This is a genomic window from Pseudomonas sp. NFACC56-3 (genome assembly GCF_900100025.1).
In the GTDB taxonomy this organism is placed as follows: domain Bacteria; phylum Pseudomonadota; class Gammaproteobacteria; order Pseudomonadales; family Pseudomonadaceae; genus Aquipseudomonas; species Aquipseudomonas fluorescens_AA.
Genome location: NZ_FMTK01000004.1, coordinates 116842 through 137768, shown reverse-complemented (window position 1 = coordinate 137768; position 20927 = coordinate 116842). Strand labels below are relative to the sequence as shown.

20 protein-coding genes and 1 pseudogene are annotated in these 20927 nt (G+C 61.7%); 10 read left to right on the top strand and 11 right to left on the bottom strand.

All coding sequences use genetic code 11. The features are described from left to right. The first annotated feature begins 52 nt into the window (after positions 1–52). The 5 genes from BLO80_RS07995 (at position 53) to ppx (ending at position 4601) form a co-directional block, all read left to right on the top strand. Positions 53–838 carry a transporter substrate-binding domain-containing protein gene (locus BLO80_RS07995; RefSeq protein WP_092333013.1) on the top strand — a complete coding sequence of 262 codons (786 nt, stop codon included), beginning with the start codon at positions 53–55 and terminating at the stop codon, positions 836–838. 21 nt (positions 839–859) lie between these two features. After that, entirely contained in the window at positions 860–1528 is a 669-nt protein-coding gene (locus BLO80_RS07990) for an amino acid ABC transporter permease (RefSeq protein WP_072405981.1), read from the top strand. Next, positions 1525–2175, top strand: a complete 651-nt coding sequence (locus BLO80_RS07985; protein ID WP_092333011.1) for an amino acid ABC transporter permease — start codon at positions 1525–1527, stop codon at positions 2173–2175. The genes BLO80_RS07990 and BLO80_RS07985 overlap by 4 nt, the downstream gene beginning before the upstream one ends. Then, on the top strand, positions 2162–2899 hold the full coding sequence (locus tag BLO80_RS07980; RefSeq protein ID WP_092203226.1) for an amino acid ABC transporter ATP-binding protein: 738 nt from the start codon (positions 2162–2164) through the stop codon (positions 2897–2899). Before BLO80_RS07985 ends, BLO80_RS07980 begins: the two co-directional genes overlap by 14 nt. Positions 2900–3098: 199 nt before the next feature. Beyond that, the gene (gene ppx / locus BLO80_RS07975) at positions 3099–4601 is read left to right on the top strand and encodes an exopolyphosphatase (RefSeq protein ID WP_092333009.1); all 1503 of its coding nucleotides are present in this window, start codon (positions 3099–3101) and stop codon (positions 4599–4601) included. Between the two features lie 139 nt (positions 4602–4740). Here ppx and ppk1 read toward each other — a convergent pair whose 3' ends face one another. Together ppk1 and hemB are read right to left on the bottom strand one after the other, a co-directional pair. Beyond that, positions 4741–6957, bottom strand: coding sequence for a polyphosphate kinase 1 (gene ppk1 / locus BLO80_RS07970; protein ID WP_092333007.1), 2217 nt, complete (start codon positions 6955–6957; stop codon positions 4741–4743). Between the two features lie 17 nt (positions 6958–6974). Continuing rightward, a complete protein-coding gene (gene hemB / locus BLO80_RS07965; protein ID WP_072405986.1) occupies positions 6975–7988 on the bottom strand; it encodes a porphobilinogen synthase in 1014 nt (337 codons plus the stop codon). A gap of 204 nt (positions 7989–8192) precedes the next feature. Between hemB and BLO80_RS07960 the strand changes: the two genes are divergently transcribed. Further along, the gene (locus BLO80_RS07960) at positions 8193–8816 is read left to right on the top strand and encodes a DedA family protein (protein ID WP_092203232.1); all 624 of its coding nucleotides are present in this window, start codon (positions 8193–8195) and stop codon (positions 8814–8816) included. On the opposite strand, the gene BLO80_RS07955 is transcribed toward BLO80_RS07960, so the two are convergent. Beyond that, a complete protein-coding gene (locus tag BLO80_RS07955) occupies positions 8797–10032 on the bottom strand; it encodes a sterol desaturase family protein (protein WP_092333005.1) in 1236 nt (411 codons plus the stop codon). The two genes, BLO80_RS07960 and BLO80_RS07955, sit on opposite strands and share 20 nt — an antisense overlap. Positions 10033–10155: 123 nt before the next feature. Here BLO80_RS07955 and elbB point away from each other — a divergent pair, with 123 nt between their 5' ends. After that, positions 10156–10824 carry an isoprenoid biosynthesis glyoxalase ElbB gene (elbB, locus tag BLO80_RS07950; RefSeq protein WP_092333003.1) on the top strand — a complete coding sequence of 223 codons (669 nt, stop codon included), beginning with the start codon at positions 10156–10158 and terminating at the stop codon, positions 10822–10824. Positions 10825–10945: 121 nt separating this feature from the next. Here elbB and BLO80_RS07945 read toward each other — a convergent pair whose 3' ends face one another. Together BLO80_RS07945 and BLO80_RS07940 are read right to left on the bottom strand one after the other, a co-directional pair. Next, a complete protein-coding gene (locus BLO80_RS07945) occupies positions 10946–11401 on the bottom strand; it encodes a YaiI/YqxD family protein (protein ID WP_092254454.1) in 456 nt (151 codons plus the stop codon). A 109-nt stretch (positions 11402–11510) separates the two neighbouring features. Continuing rightward, positions 11511–13409 (bottom strand): cytochrome c/FTR1 family iron permease, encoded by a 1899-nt coding sequence (locus BLO80_RS07940; RefSeq protein ID WP_092333001.1) that lies wholly within the window; start codon positions 13407–13409, stop codon positions 11511–11513. Positions 13410–13516: 107 nt separating this feature from the next. Here BLO80_RS07940 and BLO80_RS07935 point away from each other — a divergent pair, with 107 nt between their 5' ends. Both BLO80_RS07935 and BLO80_RS28950 read left to right on the top strand, forming a co-directional pair. After that, positions 13517–13777, top strand: a complete 261-nt coding sequence (locus BLO80_RS07935; protein WP_092332998.1) for a hypothetical protein — start codon at positions 13517–13519, stop codon at positions 13775–13777. A gap of 56 nt (positions 13778–13833) precedes the next feature. Beyond that, positions 13834–13941: pseudogene (locus tag BLO80_RS28950) on the top strand (penicillin-binding protein activator LpoB); the annotation flags it as partial. Between the two features lie 189 nt (positions 13942–14130). Here the strand turns inward: BLO80_RS28950 and rhtB are convergent. From rhtB to BLO80_RS07910, 5 genes are all read right to left on the bottom strand, one after another. After that, positions 14131–14763, bottom strand: coding sequence for a homoserine/homoserine lactone efflux protein (gene rhtB, locus BLO80_RS07930; RefSeq protein WP_092332996.1), 633 nt, complete (start codon positions 14761–14763; stop codon positions 14131–14133). A 70-nt stretch (positions 14764–14833) separates the two neighbouring features. After that, entirely contained in the window at positions 14834–15493 is a 660-nt protein-coding gene (locus BLO80_RS07925; RefSeq protein ID WP_092332994.1) for a DUF4276 family protein, read from the bottom strand. Further along, complete coding sequence (locus tag BLO80_RS07920; protein WP_092340884.1) at positions 15490–16590, bottom strand: AAA family ATPase; 1101 nt, start codon at positions 16588–16590, stop codon at positions 15490–15492. Before BLO80_RS07920 ends, BLO80_RS07925 begins: the two co-directional genes overlap by 4 nt. Positions 16591–16724: 134 nt before the next feature. Then, positions 16725–17306: a mechanosensitive ion channel family protein gene (locus BLO80_RS07915; RefSeq protein WP_092334349.1), complete on the bottom strand. Its 582-nt coding sequence runs from the start codon at positions 17304–17306 to the stop codon at positions 16725–16727. Next, on the bottom strand, positions 17306–19216 hold the full coding sequence (locus tag BLO80_RS07910; RefSeq protein ID WP_092334347.1) for an ATP-binding cassette domain-containing protein: 1911 nt from the start codon (positions 19214–19216) through the stop codon (positions 17306–17308). The genes BLO80_RS07915 and BLO80_RS07910 overlap by 1 nt, the downstream gene beginning before the upstream one ends. Before the next feature lie 50 nt (positions 19217–19266). On the opposite strand from BLO80_RS07910, the gene BLO80_RS07905 reads away from it, so the two are divergent. Next, positions 19267–19731 (top strand): TIGR02444 family protein, encoded by a 465-nt coding sequence (locus tag BLO80_RS07905; RefSeq protein WP_092334345.1) that lies wholly within the window; start codon positions 19267–19269, stop codon positions 19729–19731. Here BLO80_RS07905 and BLO80_RS07900 read toward each other — a convergent pair. After that, a complete protein-coding gene (locus tag BLO80_RS07900) occupies positions 19728–20915 on the bottom strand; it encodes an AlgP family protein (RefSeq protein ID WP_092334343.1) in 1188 nt (395 codons plus the stop codon). The genes BLO80_RS07905 and BLO80_RS07900 overlap by 4 nt on opposite strands. Positions 20916–20927: the final 12 nt, after the last annotated feature.

Sequence of the window (20927 nt, the reverse complement as noted above, 5' to 3'; positions counted from 1 at the left end):
CCTGTGCTCTGTCCGAACGCAGAAATCACATCACCGATTGCGGAGATTCGCCATGATTCAGCGTTGCAGCGTCCTGCTCACAGCCCTGTTTGCCAGCCTGATGCTTTGTCAGTTGCCCGCCCACGCCGATGGCCTGGAAGACGTGGTCAAGCGTGGCACCCTCAAGGTCGCCGTGCCCCAGGACTTCCCGCCATTCGGTTCGGTCGGCCCGGACATGAAACCCCGCGGCCTGGACATCGACACCGCGCAACTGCTGGCCGACCAGCTCAAGGTCAAGCTTGAACTGACGCCGGTCAACAGCACCAACCGCATCCCCTTCCTGACCACTGGCAAGGTCGACCTGGTGATTTCCAGCCTGGGCAAGAACCCGGAGCGGGAAAAAGTCATCGACTTCTCCAGTGCCTATGCGCCGTTCTACCTGGCCGTCTTTGGTCCACCCGACGCCGCGATCAACGGCCTGGACGACCTCAAGGGCAAGACCATCAGCGTCACCCGTGGCGCCATCGAAGACATCGAGTTGACCAAGGTCGCCCCCGAAGGCACCACCATCAAGCGCTTCGAAGACAACAACTCGACCATCGCCGCCTACCTGGCCGGCCAGGTGGACCTGATCGCCAGCGGCAACGTGGTGATGGTCGCCATCAGCGAACGCAATCCCAAGCGCGTTCCGGCGCTGAAGGTGAAACTCAAGGACTCGCCGGTGTACGTGGGCGTAAACAAGAACGAGCCGGCGCTGCTGGACAAGGTCAATCAGATCCTGGCCACCGCCAAGACCGATGGCAGCCTGGAGAAGAATTCCCAGACCTGGCTCAAGCAGCCGCTGCCGGCCGATCTCTGACCGTCGCTTGAGAGGCTGAGCATGGCTTATCAGTTCGATTTTCTGCCGGTGGTGCAAAACACCGAGCTGCTGCTGCGCGGCGCGCTGTTCACCCTGGAACTGACGGCCATCGGCACGTTGCTCGGGGTCGGCCTGGGCATCGTCGGCGGCGTGGTGCGGGCGTGGAACATTCGCCCGTTCGCGGCGATCTTCGGCGTCTACGTGGAATTGATCCGCAACACACCGTTCCTGGTGCAGTTGTTTTTCATCTTCTTCGGCTTGCCGTCCCTGGGCCTGCAGATTTCCGAATGGCAGGCGGCGGTGCTGGCGATGGTGATCAACCTCGGCGCCTACTCCACCGAGATCATCCGCGCCGGTATCCAGGCCATCCCGCGGGGGCAATTGGAAGCGGCCGCGGCCCTGGCGATGAGCCGCTTCGAGGCCTTCCGCCACGTGGTGCTGCTACCGGCATTGGGCAAGGTCTGGCCAGCCCTGAGCAGCCAGATCATCATCGTGATGCTCGGCTCGGCGGTCTGTTCGCAGATCGCCACCGAAGAGTTGAGCTTCGCCGCCAACTTCATCCAGTCGCGCAACTTCCGCGCCTTTGAAACCTACGCACTGACCACGCTGATCTATTTGTGCATGGCGCTGCTGATCCGCCAGTTCCTGAACTGGGTGGGGCGCCGCTACATTGCCAGGAGCGGCCAATGAGCGATTTCACTTTCTGGGACGTGGTGCGCAACCTGCTCACCGGCCTGCAATGGACCCTGGCGCTGTCGCTGGTGGCGTTTATCGGCGGCGGTGTGATCGGCTTGCTGGTGATGGTGCTGCGCATCTCCAAAAACGCCCTGCCCCGCAACATCGCCCGCATCTACATCGAGTTGTTCCAGGGCACACCGCTGTTGATGCAACTGTTCCTGGTGTTCTTTGGCGTGGCGCTGGCCGGGGTGGAGATTTCGCCGTGGATGGCGGCGGCCATTGCCCTGACGCTGTTCACCAGTGCCTACCTGGCGGAGATCTGGCGCGGTTGTGTCGACTCGATTTCCAACGGCCAGTGGGAAGCCTCGGCGAGCCTGGCCCTCAACCCGCTGGAGCAGTTGCGCTACGTGATCCTGCCCCAGGCCCTGCGCATCGCCGTGGCGCCGACCGTGGGCTTTTCCGTGCAGGTGGTCAAAGGCACAGCCGTGACTTCGATCATTGGCTTTACCGAACTGACCAAGACCGGCGGCATGCTCGCCAACGCCACCTTCGAGCCGTTCATGGTCTATGGCCTGGTCGCCCTCGGTTATTTCCTGCTCTGCTACCCCTTGTCCCTCAGTGCGCGCTACCTGGAAAGGAGACTGCATGCCTCTGCTTAGAATTACCGCCCTGCATAAATACTACGGCGATCATCACGTGCTCAAAGGCATCGACCTGACCGTCGAGGAAGGCCAGGTGGTGGCGATCATCGGCCGCAGCGGCTCGGGCAAATCCACCTTGCTGCGCACCCTCAATGGCCTGGAGTCGATCAACGACGGCGTGATCGAAGTCGACGGCGAATACCTCGATGCCGCCCGCGCCGACCTGCGCAGCCTGCGACAGAAGGTCGGAATGGTGTTCCAGCAATTCAACCTGTTCCCGCACCTGACGGTGGGCGAGAACGTGATGCTCGCGCCGCAAGTTGTTCAAAAAGTGCCCAAGGCCAAGGCGGCCGTGCTGGCGCGGCAGATGCTGGAGCGGGTCGGGCTTGGCGAGAAATTCGATGCCTTCCCCGACCGGTTGTCCGGCGGCCAGCAGCAACGGGTGGCGATTGCCCGCGCCCTGGCGATGTCGCCGAAAGTGCTGCTGTGCGACGAAATCACCTCGGCCCTGGACCCGGAACTGGTCAATGAAGTGCTCAGCGTGGTGCGGCAACTGGCCAAGGAGGGCATGACCCTGATCATGGTCACCCACGAAATGCGTTTCGCCCGGGAAGTGGGCGACAAACTGGTGTTCATGCACCAGGGCAAGGTGCATGAGGTGGGCGATCCCAAGGTGCTGTTCGCCGATCCGCAAACCGCGGAACTGGCGAACTTCATCGGGACGGTCGAGCCTGTGGCCTGAGGTTTGTGGTGCCGGCTCTGACCTCATCGCGAGCAAGCTCGCTCCCACAGGTTCTCGGTTGCCGGCTATTGCGCAGGCGAGACAAAACACGTGTGGGAGCGAGCTTGCTCGCGATTGACCGCGAAGCGGTCGCCTTTGCGTTGGCGTAAGCGGTCGATCGTGGCAGGATGGCGAGGTTATCGACCGAGACTTTTTGACCATGCCGCAATCCCAAGCCAAGAATCTGTCCCTGATCGCTGCCATCGACCTGGGCTCCAACAGCTTCCACATGGTCGTCGCCAAGGCCCAGAACGGGGAAATCCGCATTCTTGAACGGCTCGGCGAGAAGGTCCAACTGGCCGCCGGCATCGACGAAGAACGCCAGCTGAGCGAAGAATCCATCCAGCGCGGGCTCGATTGCCTCAAACGGTTTGCCCAACTGATCAACGGTATGCCCCTGGGCGCGGTGCGGATTGTCGGCACCAATGCCCTGCGCGAGGCGCGCAACCGTGGCGAATTCATCCGTCGCGCCGAAGAGATCCTCGGCCATCCGGTGGAAGTCATCTCCGGCCGTGAAGAAGCCCGCCTGATCTACCTTGGCGTCTCCCATACCCTGGCCGACACCCCGGGCAAGCGCCTGGTGGCGGACATCGGTGGTGGCAGTACCGAATTCATCATCGGCCAGCGCTTCGAACCGCTGTTGCGCGAAAGCCTGCAGATGGGCTGCGTCAGCTACACCCAGCGTTATTTCCGCGACGGCAAGATCACCCCGGCCCGCTACGCCCAGGCCTACACGGCGGCGCGCCTGGAAATCATGAGTATCGAACACGCCCTGCACCGCCTGACCTGGGACGAAGCCATCGGCTCCTCCGGGACCATTCGCGCCATCGGCCTGGCGCTCAAGGCTGGCGGCCACGGTGCTGGCGAGGTCAACGCCGATGGCCTGGCCTGGCTCAAGCGCAGGGTGTTCAAGCTCGGCGAAGCGGACAAGATCGATTTCGAAGGCATCAAGCCCGACCGCCGGGCGATTTTCCCGGCGGGCCTGGCGATCCTCGAAGCGATTTTCGACGCCCTCGAACTTCAACGCATGGACCACTGCGAGGGCGCTCTGCGTGAAGGCGTGCTCTACGACCTGCTGGGGCGTCATCATCACGAAGACGTGCGTGAACGCACCCTGGGCTCGCTCATGGAGCGTTATCACGTCGACCTGGAGCAAGCCGCACGGGTCGAACGCAAGGCACTGCATGCCTTCGACCAGGTGGCCGATGACTGGGACTTGAACGACGGAGTCTGGCGCGAATTGCTGGGCTGGGCCGCCAAGGTCCATGAAGTGGGCCTGGACATTGCCCACTATCACTACCACAAGCATGGCGCCTACCTGATCGAGCACTCGGACCTGGCGGGCTTCTCCCGGGAAGACCAGCAGATGCTCGCGCTATTGGTGCGCGGCCACCGGCGCAACATTCCCAAGGATAAATTTGCCGAGTTCGGCGATGACGGCATCAAGCTGATTCGCCTGTGCGTACTGCTGCGTTTTGCGATCCTGTTCCACCACATCCGTGGCACCCAGGAAATGCCCCAGGTCGCCCTGCATGCCGACGGCGATCAACTGGACGTGATGTTCCCCGACGGGTGGCTGGAAGAAAACCAGCTGACCCAGGCCGACTTCGCCCAGGAAGCCGAGTGGCTGACCCGGGTCGGGATTGTGTTGAACATTCACTGAGCTAAACACAACCTCTGTGGCGAGGGAGCTTGCTCCCGCTGGAGGGCGAAGCCCTCCCAAGACTTGGGGCCGCTTCGCAGCCCAGCGGGAGCAAGCTCCCTCGCCACACAAGCCAGGCCTGCCTCCCCTCCCCCGTTTTTTAACGAACCGCCAACACCGGGCTGCTCAAGCGCTCCAGCAATGTCGCCTGGGCGCTGCGCGGGTTCTGGTTGCCAGTCGGTGTGTTGCGGATGTAACGGCCATCCGACTGCAGGCTCCAGCTGTGGGTGTTGTCGGTGAGGTAGCTTTCCAATTCCTTCTTGACCCGCAGGATCAGCTTCTTGCCTTCCACCGGGAAGCAGGTCTCGACCCGCTTGTCGAGGTTGCGCTCCATCCAGTCGGCGCTGGACAGGAACATCTGCTCCTCCCCGCCGTTGAGGAAGTAGAACACCCGGGTATGCTCCAGGAACCGCCCGATGATCGAGCGTACATGGATGTTGTGGGACACCCCCGGGATGCCAGGCCGCAGGCAGCACATGCCCCGCACCACCAGGTCGATGCGCACGCCCGACTGGCTGGCCTTGTACAACGCGCGGATGATCTTCGGATCGGTCAGCGAGTTGAACTTGGCAATGATATGGGCCGGCTTGCCGTCCAGGGCGAACTGCGTCTCCCGGGCGATCATGTCGAGCATGCCCTTCTTCAAGGTGAACGGCGCGTGCAGCAGTTTCTTCATGCGCAGGGTCTTGCCCATGCCGATCAATTGGCTGAATAGCTTGCCGACGTCTTCGCACAAGGCATCGTCGGAGGTCAGCAGGCTGTAGTCGGTGTACAGGCGGGCGTTGGCGGCGTGGTAGTTGCCGGTCCCCAAGTGGGCGTAACGCACGATCTCACCGGCCTCGCGGCGCAGGATGAGCATCATCTTGGCGTGCGTCTTGAAGCCGACCACGCCATAAATCACCACCGCGCCGGCCGCTTGCAGGCGGCTGGCCAGCTGCAGGTTGGATTCTTCGTCGAAGCGGGCGCGCAATTCGATCACCGCCGTGACCTCCTTGCCGTTTCGCGCCGCGTCCACCAGGGCATCGACGATTTCCGAGTTGGCGCCGCTGCGGTACAGGGTCTGGCGCACCGCCAGGACGTGAGGGTCCTTGGCGGCCTGGCGCAGCAGGTCGACCACCGGCGTGAACGATTCGAACGGGTGCAACAGCAGGATGTCCTGCTTGCTGATCACGCTGAAAATGTTCTCGCTGTTTTGCAGCAGTTTCGGGATCTGCGGCGTGAACGGCAGGTATTGCAGTTCCGGGTGGCTGTCCAGGCTGGTGATGCTGAACAGTCGGGTCAGGTTGACCGGGCCGTTGACCTGATACAGCTCGGTCTCGTGCAGGTTGAACTGCTTGAGCAGGTAGTCGGACAGGTGTTTCGGGCAGGTGTCGGCCACCTCCAGGCGCACCGCATCGCCGTAGCGACGGGAGAACAACTCGCCGCGCAGGGCCCGGGCCAGGTCTTCGACGTCCTCGGTATCCACTGACAGGTCGGCGTTACGCGTCAGGCGGAACTGGTAGCAACCCTTCACCTTCATGCCCTGGAACAGGTCATCGGCGTGGGCGTGGATCATCGACGACAGGAACACATAATTGTCGCCGGGGCCGCCGACATCTTCCGGCACACGGATGATGCGCGGCAACAGGCGCGGCGCCGGAATGATCGCCAGGCCTGAATCGCGACCGAAGGCGTCGATCCCTTCCAGTTCGACGATGAAGTTCAGGCTCTTGTTGACCAGCAGCGGGAACGGGTGCGTCGGATCGAGACCGATCGGCGTGATGATCGGCGCGATCTCGTCGCGGAAATAGCGGCGCACCCAGGTCTTGATCTTGGTATTCCAGTAGCGCCGGCGGATGAAGCGCACCTGATGCTTTTCCAGCTCCGGCAACAGGATGTCGTTGAGGATCGCGTATTGCCGGTCCACATGGCCGTGGACCAGCTCGCTGATGCGGGCCAGGGCCTGGTGCGGTTGCAAGCCGTCGGCCCCTGCCTGTTCACGGGCGAAGGTGATCTGCTTCTTCAGGCCGGCGACGCGGATTTCGAAAAACTCATCCAGGTTGCTGGAAAAGATCAGCAGGAATTTCAGCCGCTCCAACAACGGATAGGACTCGTCCAGCGCCTGCTCCAGCACGCGGATGTTGAACTGCAGTTGCGACAGCTCGCGATGGATGTACAGGCTGCTGTCATCCAGGTTCGGAATGGCAATCGCCGGGGCCGGGGCGGGCTCGATGACGGCCGGGGGAGCGGGCTCCAGCTCCGGCGGTGTTTCGGCAACTTGCTCGACCACGGGTTGAGCGTCTTTTACGGCAACTTCGGAGAGTCCTTCGGTATTCATCGCAAGTTCCTGGGAGGCTATTTCTGCTCTCGTAACAATTGGGCGGCGCGCACGGCAAAGTAAGTCAGGATGCCATCGGCACCTGCGCGTTTGAAAGCGGTCAAGGACTCCAGGATCACCCCTTCGCCCAACCAACCGTTCTGGATCGCGGCCATGTGCATGGCGTACTCGCCGCTGACCTGATAAACAAAGGTCGGCACTTTGAATTCGTCTTTGACCCGGCAAAGAATGTCGAGGTAGGGCATGCCAGGCTTGACCATGACCATGTCTGCCCCCTCTGACAAGTCAGCCGCCACTTCGTGCAAGGCTTCCTGACTGTTGGCCGGGTCCATCTGATAGGAGGCCTTGTTGGCCTTGCCCAGGTTCAGGGCCGAGCCGACCGCATCGCGGAACGGGCCGTAATAGGCGCTGGCGTACTTGGCCGAATAGGCCATGATCCGCACGTTGACGTGACCGGCCACCTCGAGGGCTTCGCGGATCGCCTGGATGCGCCCGTCCATCATGTCCGAGGGGGCCACCACCTGGGCACCGGCCTCGGCATGGGACAGCGCCTGCCTGACCAGTGCATCGACGGTAATGTCGTTCTGCACGTAGCCCTCTTCATCGAGGATACCGTCCTGCCCGTGGGTGGTGAACGGGTCCAGCGCCACGTCGGTGATCACCCCCAGCTCCGGGAAACGCGCACGCAGGGCGCGCGTCGCACGTTGGGCGATGCCCTCCGGGTTCCAGGCTTCGGCGGCGTCCAGGGACTTGAGCGCCGGTGGCGTGACCGGGAACAGGGCCAGCGCCGGAATGCCCAACTCGACCCAGTGGGCGGCTTCTTCGAGCAGCAGGTCGATGGTCAGGCGTTCCACCCCGGGCATCGACGCCACCGCTTCGCGACGGTTCTCACCGTCCAGCACGAATACCGGCAGGATCAGGTCATCGGTGGTCAGCACGTTTTCACGCACCAGCCGACGAGAGAACTCATCACGGCGGTTGCGACGCAGGCGGGTAGCAGGGAACAGACGATTGGCGGGGGTAAAGCTCACGGCAGACTCCTGAGCCCGCAGACGGGCGAGCGTGACAGTTATAAGCGGACATTATGACGAACGTGTGACAGTTGTGCTAAGGCGCGGCCGGTAGTCGCAGTCATTGTCTTCTGTAGGAATTGTTCACGTCGAGACACATTTCGATACTTTCCTGAATGTGCCTGAAGGGTTAGGCTGCGCGTTCATTTCGCCAGCACCCAGACAATGCTCCAACAATTTCTGCATGACTTCGGCTACTTGGCCTTGTTTATCGGCACGTTCTTCGAAGGCGAAACCATCCTCGTGCTCGCAGGTTTCCTGGCGTTCCGTGGCTATATGGACATCAACCTGGTAGTGGTCGTGGCCTTCTGCGGCAGCTACGCGGGCGATCAGCTGTGGTATTTCCTGGGACGCAAGCACGGCCGCAAGCTCCTGGCGCGCAAGCCGCGTTGGCAGTTGATGGGCGATCGCGCGCTGGAACACATTCGCCGGCATCCGGACATCTGGGTGCTGAGCTTCCGCTTCGTCTATGGCCTGCGCACGGTGATGCCGGTGGCGATCGGCCTGTCAGGCTACCCGCCGGGCCGCTACCTGTTACTCAACGGCATCGGTGCGGCGGTCTGGGCCACGGCCCTGGCCGCTGCCGCGTATCACTTCGGCGCCGTGCTGGAAGGCATGTTGGGCAGCATCAAGAAATACGAGTTGTGGGTCCTCGGCGCGCTGCTGGTGCTGGGCCTGGTCCTGTGGTTGCGCCGACGGATCAAGAATGCGCGGCTGGCCAGGAAAGTCCTCGAAGCCGAACGCCTGGAGCAAGCCAAGTCCGACGCCCCTACGACGCCAACCGAGTAAACCGGCTGCGGCAGCAATACAGCCCGATGCCACTGAGCAGGCTGTAGCTGAGCAGCCCGACCCAGGTCACAGCGCTGGCCGGCCACAACCCGGCCAAGGGCGCCAGCCACACCAGCGGCAGGTTCGAGGCCAGCCGCAACAGCTCCAGTTTCAGCGCCCACGGGCGATTCTCCAGGGCCACGCCCAACACGAACAGACCGAACGCCACCGCGCCCCACCCCAGTACCAGGGCGGCGACCGGCAGGCTGCTTTCAAGGTTCATCAAATAACTGCCCAAGGCAATGTAGACGCAGAACTGCAGCCCCACGTACCACTGCTGGCGCGGGTCCAGCGGCACGGTGAATTTGCGGAACTGGCTCAGGTCCGGCTTGTTCAGCGGGTACTGGGCCGCAACGTCCGCCGGACGCCAACCGGTGGGCATGAACCAGATCCGCAGCTTGTCCCGCCAGCGCCCGGCCCGCCGCGCATCGGCCCACAGCTGTGCATAGAACTGCAGGTTGGCCCACAACGGATTCCAACTCGCCAGCGGCGTGGTCACGCCAAAAATCACCGGCTCGTTATCGTCTTCTTCCTGGAAGGTGCCAAATAGACGGTCCCAAATAATGAACACCCCGCCGTAGTTGCGATCCATGTAGAGAGGGTTCTGTGCATGGTGGGCACGATGATTGGACGGCGTCACGAAGCACCACTCCAGCCAGCCGAGCTTGGGAATGTGCTGGGTGTGGACCCAGAACTGGTACAGCAGATTCAACGCCGCGACGCTGACGAAGACCACCAGCGGCACGCCCAGTACGGCGAGCGGGACGTAGAAGATCCAGCTCAACAGGAACCCGGTGCTGGTCTGGCGCAACGCGGTGGACAGGTTGTAGTCCTCGCTTTGGTGGTGAACCGAATGGGCGGCCCAGAGGATGTTGCGCTCATGGCCCATGCGATGCAGCCAGTAGTAACAGAGGTCGTAGAGCACGAAGGCGAACACCCAGGTCCAGGCCCGGTCGGCAGGCAGTTCGATGACGGCCAGGTGTTTCAGCGCAAAGGCATAGGTCACCAGCCCCACGCCCTTGGTCAACAGGCCCGTGGTGGTCGACAGCACGCCGGTGCTCAAGCTGTTGATCGCGTCCGCCACGCGGTAGTGGCTCACACCCCGCCAGCGATCGGCCAGCAACTCGACGGCGATCAGCACGAAGAAGAACGGCACGGCATACAGGATGAAGTTCATGACGCAACCCGGGCATGGGAGGCAGGGAGATAGTCGGCAGATTAGGTGTAGCTGCCCGATCTCCCTATGGCAACGAGTGACAAATTAGTAGACATTTAACGCCATGAATCTGGAGAAAAGCCCATGAGCAAAAAAATTGCAGTGATCCTTTCCGGCTGTGGCGTCTATGACGGCGCAGAGATCCACGAAAGCGTGATCACCTTGCTGCGTCTCGACCAGCGCGGGGCGCAGGTCCAGTGCTTCGCCCCCAACATTGCCCAACTGCATGTGATCAATCACCTGACCGGCGAGGAAATGCCCGAGAGCCGCAACGTATTGGTGGAGTCGGCGCGGATCGCCCGGGGCAACGTCAAGGATTTGCGTGAAGCCAGGGCCGAGGATTTCGACGCCTTGATCGTACCCGGTGGTTTTGGCTCGGCGAAAAACCTCTCCAACTTTGCCGTCGAAGGCGCCGGCTGCAGCGTCCAGCCAGAGGTCCTGGCCTTGACCGAGGCCTTTGCCGAGGCGGGTAAACCGGTCGGGCTGATCTGCATCTCCCCGGCCCTGGCGGCCAAAATCTATGGCCCGGGGGTGACGTGCACCATCGGCAACGACCCGGACACGGCGGCAGCCGTGGGCAAAATGGGGGGGACTCACGAAGACTGCGCGGTCACCGACATCGTCGAAGACCGCGCGCGCAAATTGGTCAGCACCCCGGCCTACATGCTGGCGCAGAACATCAGCGAAGCGGCCTCAGGTATCAACAAGCTGGTGGACCGGGTGTTGGAGCTGACGCACGAGAACGACGCCTAGCAACACGCCGAGCCTCTGTGGGAGCGAGCTTGCTCGCGAAGGCGGTGTGTCAGCCGATAAAGATGCCAGTTGATCCGACGCTATCGCGAGCAAGCTCGCTCCCACAAGGGTTACCCAGGACTCAAGGCAATCGGGCCAAGCGCGTCAGTATTCGGTCCAAAGCATTGGCGAACCCTTGCTTGTCCCGCTCGCTGTACGCCGCCGGGCCGCCGCCCATGTGGCCCTGTTCGCGCAGATCGGTGAACAGGTTTCGCACCGCCAGCCGCTCGCCCATGTTTTGCGCATCAAACTCCTTGCCTCGCGGGTCCAGGGCCGCGACGCCCTTCTTCACCAACCGGTCGGCCAGGGGCACGTCGCTGCAGATCACCAACTCACCCGGCACGGCGTGTTCCACCAGGTAGTCGTCCGCCGCGTCGGGGCCGCTGGGCACCACGATCAATTTCACGCAGGCCAAGGCCGGTTTGATCTGCGGTTGACCGGCCACCAGCACCACCTCGAACCGGCGCTTCAGGGCGAACTTGACCACCAGCTCCTTCGCCGCCTTGGGGCAGGCATCGGCGTCGATCCATACGCGCATTGGGGTTGTTCCTCTTTTTAAATGCATCGCGAGCAAGCTCGCTCCCACAAGGACAGCCTACATCCTGTGGGAGCGAGCTTGCTCGCGATTACGAGCGCAGCGAATGCTGTCAGGAAACCTGGACCCGACGCTTCTCCGCCACCCAACTGCGCCCATACAGCACTACGATCGCCAGGATCGCCACCACTTGAGCGGCCAACGAATAGGCATCGGCATGAATGCCCAGCCAGTCGAAGTCGAAGAACGCCACCGGGTGGGTGCCGAAGATCCCGGCTTCCTGCAACGCCTTCACGCCATGACCGGCAAACACCACCGACAGTGCACACAGCAACGCGGCGTTGATGCTGAAGAACAGCGCCAGCGGCAGTTTCGCCGAGCCGCGCAGGATCACCCAGGCCAGCCCCACCAGCAGCACCAGCGCCGTCGCGCCGCCGGCCAGCACGGCGTTATGCCCGGCAGGACCGGCTTGCAACCACAGGGTTTCGTAGAACAGGATCACTTCGAACAGTTCGCGGTAGACCGAGAAGAACGCCAGGATCGCAAAACCAAACCGACCACCGCCGCCCACCAGGCTGCTCTTGATGTAATCCTGCCAGGCCGCCGCGTGACGACGGTCGTGCATCCAGACACCCAGCCACAGCACCATCACACTGGCGAACAACGCCGTCGCGCCCTCGAGCAGCTCGCGCTGGGCGCCGCTGACGTCGATCACATACGCCGCCAGCCCCCAGGTCGCCAGGCCGGCCAGCAGCGCCAGGCCCCAACCGACGTTGACGCTGCGCACCGCCGACTGCTGACCGGTGTTGCGCAGGAACGCCAGGATCGCCGCCAGCACCAGGATCGCTTCCAACCCTTCACGCAGCAGGATCAGCAACCCGGAGATGTAGCTCAGCGACCAGCTCAAGCCATCGCCACCCAGCAGGCCGGCGGACTCCTTCAACTTGGCCTTGGCCGCGTCCAGGCGCTGTACGGCCTGCTCCACCGGCAAACCGTCCTGCAACGACTGACGGTAGGCCATCAGGGCCTTTTCGGTGTCCTTGCGCACGTTGGCATCGACGTTGTCCAGCGAGCTTTCCACCAGCTCGAAACCTTCCAGGTAAGCCGCTACCGACAGGTCATAGGCCTGGTCGTGGTCACCGGCGCGATACGCCGCGATGCTTTTATCCAGGGTGGCGGCCGTGTAGTCGAGCAACTGCGCCGGGCCACGTTGCACCTGCGGCGGCTGGGCGCGCTGGGCACGGAATGTCGCCGCCGCTGCGGGGCCTTGCGCGGCGAGCACTTCGGCCGGGGTCTGGCGCGCCAGGTCAGCGAGATTGAAGACCTGTTCGCTTTTGGTCGCGGCCGGGTCGGCGCTGAAGCTGGCGATGTAGGTTGCCAGGTCCCAGCGCTGACGGTCGTCGAGCTGATCGGCGAAGGCCGGCATGTCGGTGCCTTCGATGCCCATGCCGAGGGTGTTGTAGATCGCGTAGAGACTCAGGCGATCCAGGCGCTGGGCGTCGCGCAAGTTGGAGGGCGGCGGTTCCAGGCCAACACCGGCAGGACCGTCGCCGGCACCGTTGGCGCCGTGGCACACCGAGCAATTCTGCGCATACAGTGGCGCGCCGCGGGTGGGGTCGGGCGTGATGACCGGTGCCTGGCTGACTTCATACGCTACCGCCAGCCTGGCCCCCAGTTGCCGCGCCAGACGGGCGACATCGCCGCCGTCCTGGCGCTGGGTGATCGCCGTGCGCAGCGTGCCAATGTCTTGGACCAGCCCAGTCTTTTCCGGCTTGGCCGGCAACCCGGCGACCAACCCCTCCAGCGCCCGGGTCAATTCCAACTGCTCGCGGTACTCAGCCTCGTCGATGACCTTGCCCGCCTCGACCGTCGCCGGGTAATCCGCTCCGATGTAATCCAGCAAATGCAGCGCCTGGGGGGCACTTTCGAGGGTGTCGGCTTGCAGCGCAGTGCTGCACAAAGCTAGCAATGGCAGTACAAGCCAGGCCAGGAAACGGAACGGCGCAGTCATGAATGACTCTCAGTTGGTAATAAGAAGTAACACATTGTTCACTTCCAATGGCTTCGGCTCAAGGGCGGATGTGGCTTGGAGGCCGATTTTCATCGGATTTTAATGCTTTGGCCTTTCGCAACTATGACAACGAATTGGCCCAGACCAGCCAGCAGTTGGCGTCCGGCAACGTCGACGGCGCGCGGACCCAGATCAAGAAGACCCACGAACGCGAAGCGGTGATCGCCGACCTGCGGGACAAGGAATACCTCAAGCGCGAGGAGGAAGCCGAGAAACCAGGGGGCAAGACCGAATACGGGGACCTCCAGGGTTACCCGGTGGCCAGCCTCGACGCCCCGGATTTCCGTTTGGAAACCAATACCTCTTAAAGACGCAAAAAACTGTGGGAGCGAGCTTGCTCGCGATAGCGCCGGATCAGCCAGCCATGATGCGACTGACCCAGGGCACGCCCCTCACGGCGGCGTCCAATGGCGACGTCTATGACGTCATCAAGCGCATCAAGGCCGGGAACTTCAAGGGTGCCGACTATATGCAGCGCAATAATCTGCCCCGGGGTACCGCGCCGGTGATCCTGCGCTGAGCCACGCCGCGGGGTAGGTAGATGCTTTTGTGGCGAGGGAGCTTGCTCCCGCTCGGTTGCGCAGCAACCGCCAAAAGCCAGGGCTGCTTCGCAGCCCAGCGGGAGCAAGCTCCCTCGCCACAGGTGTTGTGTATAAGCCGGCTACACCGCTGCCTTGCGAATCGTCGCGAGCAAGCCCGCCGCGCCGATGAACAGGCCAGCAAACGTGCGGTTCATCCGCCGTTGCTGCTTCGGTGTGCGCAACAGGCGCAGGACTTTCGATGCCAACCCGGTGTACCCGGCCATGACGATGAGATCGACGACGATCATTGTGACGCCCAGGATCAGGTATTGCTGGATCAACGGTGCATGGGGATTGATGAACTGCGGCAGCACAGCCAGCATGAACACCAGCGCCTTGGGGTTGCTGATGTTGACCAGGAAACCGCGGAACACCAGAGCCAACGGGTTGCCGATAGGCCGCACGACGGAATCGTCATTCATATCGCCGGGAATGGCTCGCCACTGTTTGACACCCAGGTAGACCAGGTAGGCCACGCCGAACCACTTGATCGCATAGAACGCCGTGGCCGACGCCGTGAGGATCGCGCCAACACCGGCGGCGACGATCACGATTTGCAGCGCCAGGCCCAATTGCAGGCCCAGGGCATTCCAGTAGCCGCGCCAAAACCCGTAGCGCAAGCCACTGGACATCGATGCAATGGCGCCGGCGCCCGGGGAAAGACTGATCACCCAACAGGCGGCGAAAAAAGCCAACCATGTTTCCAACACCATTGCACACCTCGGCTCGGATTCGTCGAAAACGACTAAGCTAATGCGATCATCGGATAAACGCCAAGGTTTTCTATACCGGCGCCAAAGCGTCCAGTTTGAGTAGCCACTCATGGAAATGTGGGCAGTTCAGACGCATGGCATCCAGCCCAATCTCACAAGCTATCAAAGGGCCATGAAAGGTTTTCTGGTATTCAGGCATCGCCTTGGAGATACGCTTGGAGGGAGCAGTCTGTGGGCTATTGTTGATATCTTCCGGTGTCTGAAAGGCACTAGCGATCGTTTTGAGGGCAGGCACAACCTTTGAGTCATCCGTCCACTCTGCAAACTTATCAGGGCCCGCAAAGAGAAGTGCTTCGAACTCATGCACCATCAAGTTGGGGATGAAGTTCTTTTCCCCAATATCGATCGCCAACTGAACCTCCAGAAAACAAGCCTTTTGATGCCCTGTACCCGCAATCGGAAAATCGGCTGATGCCAAACCGGGAAAATCACCGGGCAATGCGTAGAAATCAAACATTGTGGTGACCTGTGCCGCATGATGCTCCCGGCACAAGCGAGTCACTTGGTGTTTGACTTTTCCATAGCGGACGACGCCCCCCTTATTGCCGGGGCTGGTACTGATGATAATCGGCGTAAGGAAAACACCAAGTGTCCAATAGTGAGGGGCCAATAGCTCATTGACGAAGGCCTCTTCCGTTTGCCCTTCTACAAGAAGAACGATTCGGCTCATCGACTCGGTCTCCCGCCCAGTATGTTCTTCTTCCAGAGCTCACCAAGACTGAACTCTTCCAGCCATGCGCTCAGAGCAACAGTGTCCAACCGTTTGAAAGTGGAGGCACCACCGACCTTGTCTACCACGATCAAATCTTCAGCATCGAATTGATCAACGAGTTCTACTGACTGTGTCGAAATAATGAGTTGGTGTTTCTGCGAAACCGATTTCATCAGACCACCCAGCGCAACGATCGCAAATGGATGCAGGCCCAGCTCCGGCTCATCAATCAGAATGGCCGAGGGCATGAACTCTTCAGGCTGCAGCAATACGGTTGCCAGGCAGACAAAGCGTAAAGTGCCATCCGACAAAGCGGCTGCGGTGAAAGGGATGTCCTGGCCTACTTCAGTCCACTCAAGCTGAATTTTTTCCTTGTTATCAATCGTTGGGCGTAAATGAAAATCACCGAAGAACGGAGCCACCATCTGAATGGCCTTCACGATGCGCCTGTAGTGAGTTTCATTGTGGCTTTTCAAGCGATATAAAAACGCAGCAAGGTTTCGCGCATCATCGCGCAGATACTCATTATCGTTGATGCCATGGATTTGCTTTACAAGGGCACTGGAGCCCGTGTCATGAAAATGATAGATGCGCCAACTTCTGATAGCCGGAACAACGTGCCTGTAGATCTGCGTCTTGGATTTTTGCTCAGCGGCGTATGACTCGAAATGGCCGGACCTGGCGCGCCAGTCGCCACTGACATTCCACCAGAGCGCCTCATGGGCAAACATCATGCGGTTATCTTGAGTAGGCTTGAGCGTGAATTTATAACCGTTATTGCCAAAGTAAAGTTCCGCACAAAGCTCTTCGGTCGTTTTTCGGCCGAAATGAAGCAAGGCGTCAGGACCTCCGGCGGCTCCCACCGAGAGCTGCAACTGCTCATCCAGGATGCGACTTATCAAGCGAAAGAAACCAATGAAATTGGATTTTCCTGCGCCATTCGCACCGATAAGCACATTTAGCTTGCCTAATTCAATATCGCATTCGGCGATGGATTTGTAACCCTTGAGGGTCAGCCTCGAGAGCTGATCCGAATCGTAAACTTTCTTAACCATCTGAGTCTCCCGATACGGTGTTCGACGAGAAAAATCCATCAGTCCCTATCTGAACAGTAGCGGCACCTAGAACCGGCTCAGCTGGAGATTTTGTTTCAGACACTGACGAAAGAGTACAGCTACATCAAGGCAGTCTATTCGACGAACCCACCCACCGGAAACGCCTCGCTGCCACGCCAGCGCCGAACCGAACGCTGGAAAAACAGGCTGTTGGGCACTTGCACCATGGTGCTGCCGGTGCCGAGCTCCTCAGGTTCGATCAATGTGGTGTACAGCAGATTGATCGCCACCACGCGACCCTTGATGCCAGGCTTGTCGGTGGTGTCCACCAGCTCGACCACATCCCCCAGACGAAACGGTCCGACGGTGTAGATCAACACGGCGCAGAACAGGTTAGACAGCACGCTCCAGATGGCGAAGAACGCCACCGCTGCCACCGCCACGAAACCCGAGATCGCCGTCCAGAGTACCGTGGCCGACACACCCAGGCGCTCCAGCGCCACCAGTACGGCGCTGCCCATGATCAGCCAGCGCAGCACACCGCGCAGGATGATCACCAACTGCGTCGGCAGCGGATAGCGCTCGCCGAGGCCCGTGAGCGCACGCGCAACGAACCGCTGGGCGATATATCCCACCAGCAGGATCAGCAGGATTTGCACACCGAGCCAGATCGGCTCGATCCACATGACAGGGACAGGCAACGCCAACGCTTCCATCAGGACAACGCCTCCAGCTCCGCTTGCAAGTTTTCCAGCAGCTCCAAGGCTTGCATCCACGCCTCCTCGAGCTCCGCTTCCCGAACTTTCAGCCTGGCCTGTTCGGCCAGCAGGTCACGCAACTCATCCTTGCGCGCCGCCTCGTAGAGACCACTGTCGCCCAGGCTGGTTTCGATTTTCTGCAGCTTTTCATGGAGCTTGCCCAGTTCGGCTTCGAGCTTGTCGGCTTCGCGCTTGTGGGGTGCCAACTGCTGACGCAGGGCCGCTGCGGCCTGGCGCTGGGCTTTCTTATCGGTCTTGTCCGGGTTGACGGGCGTGGTGCTGACCGGCGCATTGCGTTGACGGTACTCCACCAGCCAGCGCGCGTAGTCTTCCAGATCGCCGTCAAACTCCTCGACCTTGCCGTCGGCGACCAGGAAGAAATTATCCGTGGTGCTCTTGAGCAAATGCCGATCGTGAGACACCACCAGCACCGCGCCACTGAATTCCTGCAAGGCCATGGTCAGGGCCAGGCGCATTTCCAGGTCCAGGTGGTTGGTCGGTTCGTCGAGCAGCAACAGGTTCGGCCGGTCCCAGGCGATCAACGCCAACGCCAGGCGCGCCTTTTCGCCACCGGAGAAATTCAACACCGGCTCGTCGATGCGTGCCCCGCGAAAATCGAAACCACCGAGGAAATCGCGCAGGGTCTGCTCGCGCTCGGTTGGCGCCAAGCGTTGCAGGTGCAGCAGCGGGCTGGCCTTGGAATCCAGGGAGTCGAGCTGGTGCTGAGCGAAATAGCCAACAACGGTGTTTTCGCCTCGGGTCAAGCGTCCAGCCAATGGCTGGAGTTCGCCCGAGAGGTTCTTGATCAGGGTCGACTTACCGGCACCATTGGGGCCCAGCAGACCGATCCGCGCACCCGGGGTCAGTTGCAGCTTGACCTTCTCCAGCACGGTCTTGTCGCCATAACCCAGGCGCGCGTCGGACAGGTCGATCAACGGGCTGGAAATCTTGGTCGATTCGCGGAAGACAAAATCGAACGGTGAATCGACGTGGGCCGCCGACAGCTCTTCCATCCGCTCCAGCGCCTTGATCCGGCTCTGGGCCTGGCGGGCCTTGGTGGCCTGGGCCTTGAAGCGGGCGATGTAGCTTTCCATGTGCGCACGTTGCGCCTGTTGCTTCTCGTAGGCCTGCTGTTGCTGGGCCAGGCGTTCGGCACGAGCGCGCTCGAAGGCGCTGTAGCCACCGCGGTACAAGGTGAGCTTGCGCTGGTCGACGTGGGCCACGTGATCCACCACCGCATCGAGGAAATCGCGGTCGTGGGAAATCAGCAGCAGCGTGCCCGGGTAACCCTTGAGCCAGTCTTCGAGCCAGATGATGGCGTCGAGGTCCAAGTGGTTGGTCGGTTCATCGAGCAGCAGCAGATCCGAAGGGCACATCAGGGCCTGCGCCAGGTTCAGGCGCATCCGCCAGCCACCGGAGAAGTCCCCGACCTGGCGGTCCATCTGTTCATTGGTAAAGCCCAGGCCGGCGAGCAATTTGCGCGCGCGGGCATCGGCGGTATAGCCGTCGGCACTGTCGAGTTCCGCGTGCAGGCGGGCCTGTGCGGCACCGTCGTGGGCCGCTTCGGCCGCCGCCAGGTCGCGTTGCACCTGGCGCAGGCGCAGGTCGCCATCGAGCACGTAGTCCACCGCCAGGCGATCGAGGGTGTCGACCTCCTGGCGCATGTGAGCGATACGCCAGTCGGCCGGCAGCAGGCAATCGCCCGAGTCCGGGTGCAGCTCGCCTCGCAGCAAGGCGAACAGGCTCGATTTGCCGGCGCCGTTGGCACCGATGAGGCCGGCTTTGTGGCCGGCGTGCAGGGTCAGCTCGGCGTCTTCTAGCAGACGTTGCGGGCCACGCTGTAAAGTCAGGTTCTGAAGTCGGATCATAATGGCGGCGGAGTCTACCAGCTTCGCTCGCAACTGGCGCGAGTAGCACGATGTCCCCTGACCTGTGGAGTTTTTCCCTCGACCTCTATGCCAAGCCTGGCGTAGAGCCTGCGTGCCTCACGCTACAGAGCGCCGGCGTCAATGTCTGCCTGCTGCTTTGCGGACTGTGGCTGGAACGACGCGGCGTGGCCTGCAATGAACAACGGCTGCAACAGCTTCGACAATTGACCGAGCCTTGGGAGGCTGAGGTGGTAAGGCCCTTGCGCACGCTTCGCAGCCAATGGAAAACCGGCGCCCACCAAGACACGGCACTCGATAGCCTGCGCGAACAGGTCAAGCGACTGGAATTGGAAGCCGAGCGACGATTGCTGGAGCGATTGCAGGCAGTGGCCGAGGATTGGCCTGAGGAACAACGGAGCGATTCAGCGTTATGGCTGCAAGGGCTGGCGGCGAATGCCGAACCAGCGAGCCGCGACGCGCTGCATCAGCTGCGCGTCGCGGTGTCCGGCACTTAGGAAGCGCTGGTTGGGGTGCTGCTGGTGGTCGGCGCAACGGCGGCTGGGCTGGTCACCGAGGCCGGAGTGCTGGCGGTAGGCGCAGGCGTCGCGGTCGGAGCCGGAGCCGGTGTCGCTGGCTTGGCGGCTGGCGCAGTCGCAGGTTTTGCAGCGGCTGGCTTCTTCACGGCCGGTTTAGCGGCGGGCTTGGCGGCAGCGGGCTTGGCCGTAGCGGGCTTGGCAGCCGCTGGCTTCGCGGTAGCTGGTTTGGCAGCCGTTGGCTTCGCGGCAGCTGGTTTGGCAGCGGGTTTAGCCGCCGCTTTGGCAGCGACGGGCTTGGCAGCCGTTTTCGCAACAGGCTTGGCCGCAGCCGTTTTGGTTGCCGCAGGCTTGGCAGCTGGTTTGGCGGCCGCAGGTTTGGCAGTGGATTTTACCGCTGCTTTGGCAGCCGGTTTAGCGGCAGCGGTTTTCGTCGCGGCAGGTTTTGCGGCGGCGGTTTTTGCGGCTGGCTTGGCTACAACTTTTGTCGCAGGTTTAGCGGCAGGTTTAGCAGCGGCTTTTACAGCGGGCTTGGCAGCGGCAGGTTTAGCGGCCGCGGTTTTTGCGGCTGGCTTGGCAGCAGCCTTGACGGCTGGTTTTTTTGCCGCAGGTTTTGCAGCGCTGGCAGCGACGGGTTTGACAGCCGGTTTGCTGGCCGCCTTGGCCGGTGCTTTAGCGGCGGGCTTGGCAGCGACTTTGGCCGGTGCTTTTGCCACGGCGGGTTTAGTCGCCGGCTTCTTGGCCGATACAGCGGCAGGCTTGGCAGCACGAAGCGACAGCGCCTTGCCCGCCGCTTCTTGCACACGACCGACACCCTGGGCCAGTTTCAGGCTTTCCTGGGCATCACGCTTGAGTTGCAAAATGTAGGCGCGGGTTTCGGACTGACGATCCTTCAAGGCATCGAGCAAGTCTTCGAGCTCTTTCACAACGTCCTTGGCCTTGGCTTGCGCCTTGGCCTTGCCAGCGGTGGCCGCGTCTTGCAATTTGGTGCGCGACTTGTGCAGTTTTTCTTGCGCTTTGCCGCGTTGTTTTTCCAGTTTGGCGAGCAGTTTTTCAGCATCAGCCAGGGCTTGGGAGCAGGCATTTTCCAGATGTTCGAGCAAGCTGCCCGAGAGTTGTTGGAGCAAGTGCAACGGAGTGTTTACAGGCTTCTTGGTGGCCGACATGGTTTACCTCCT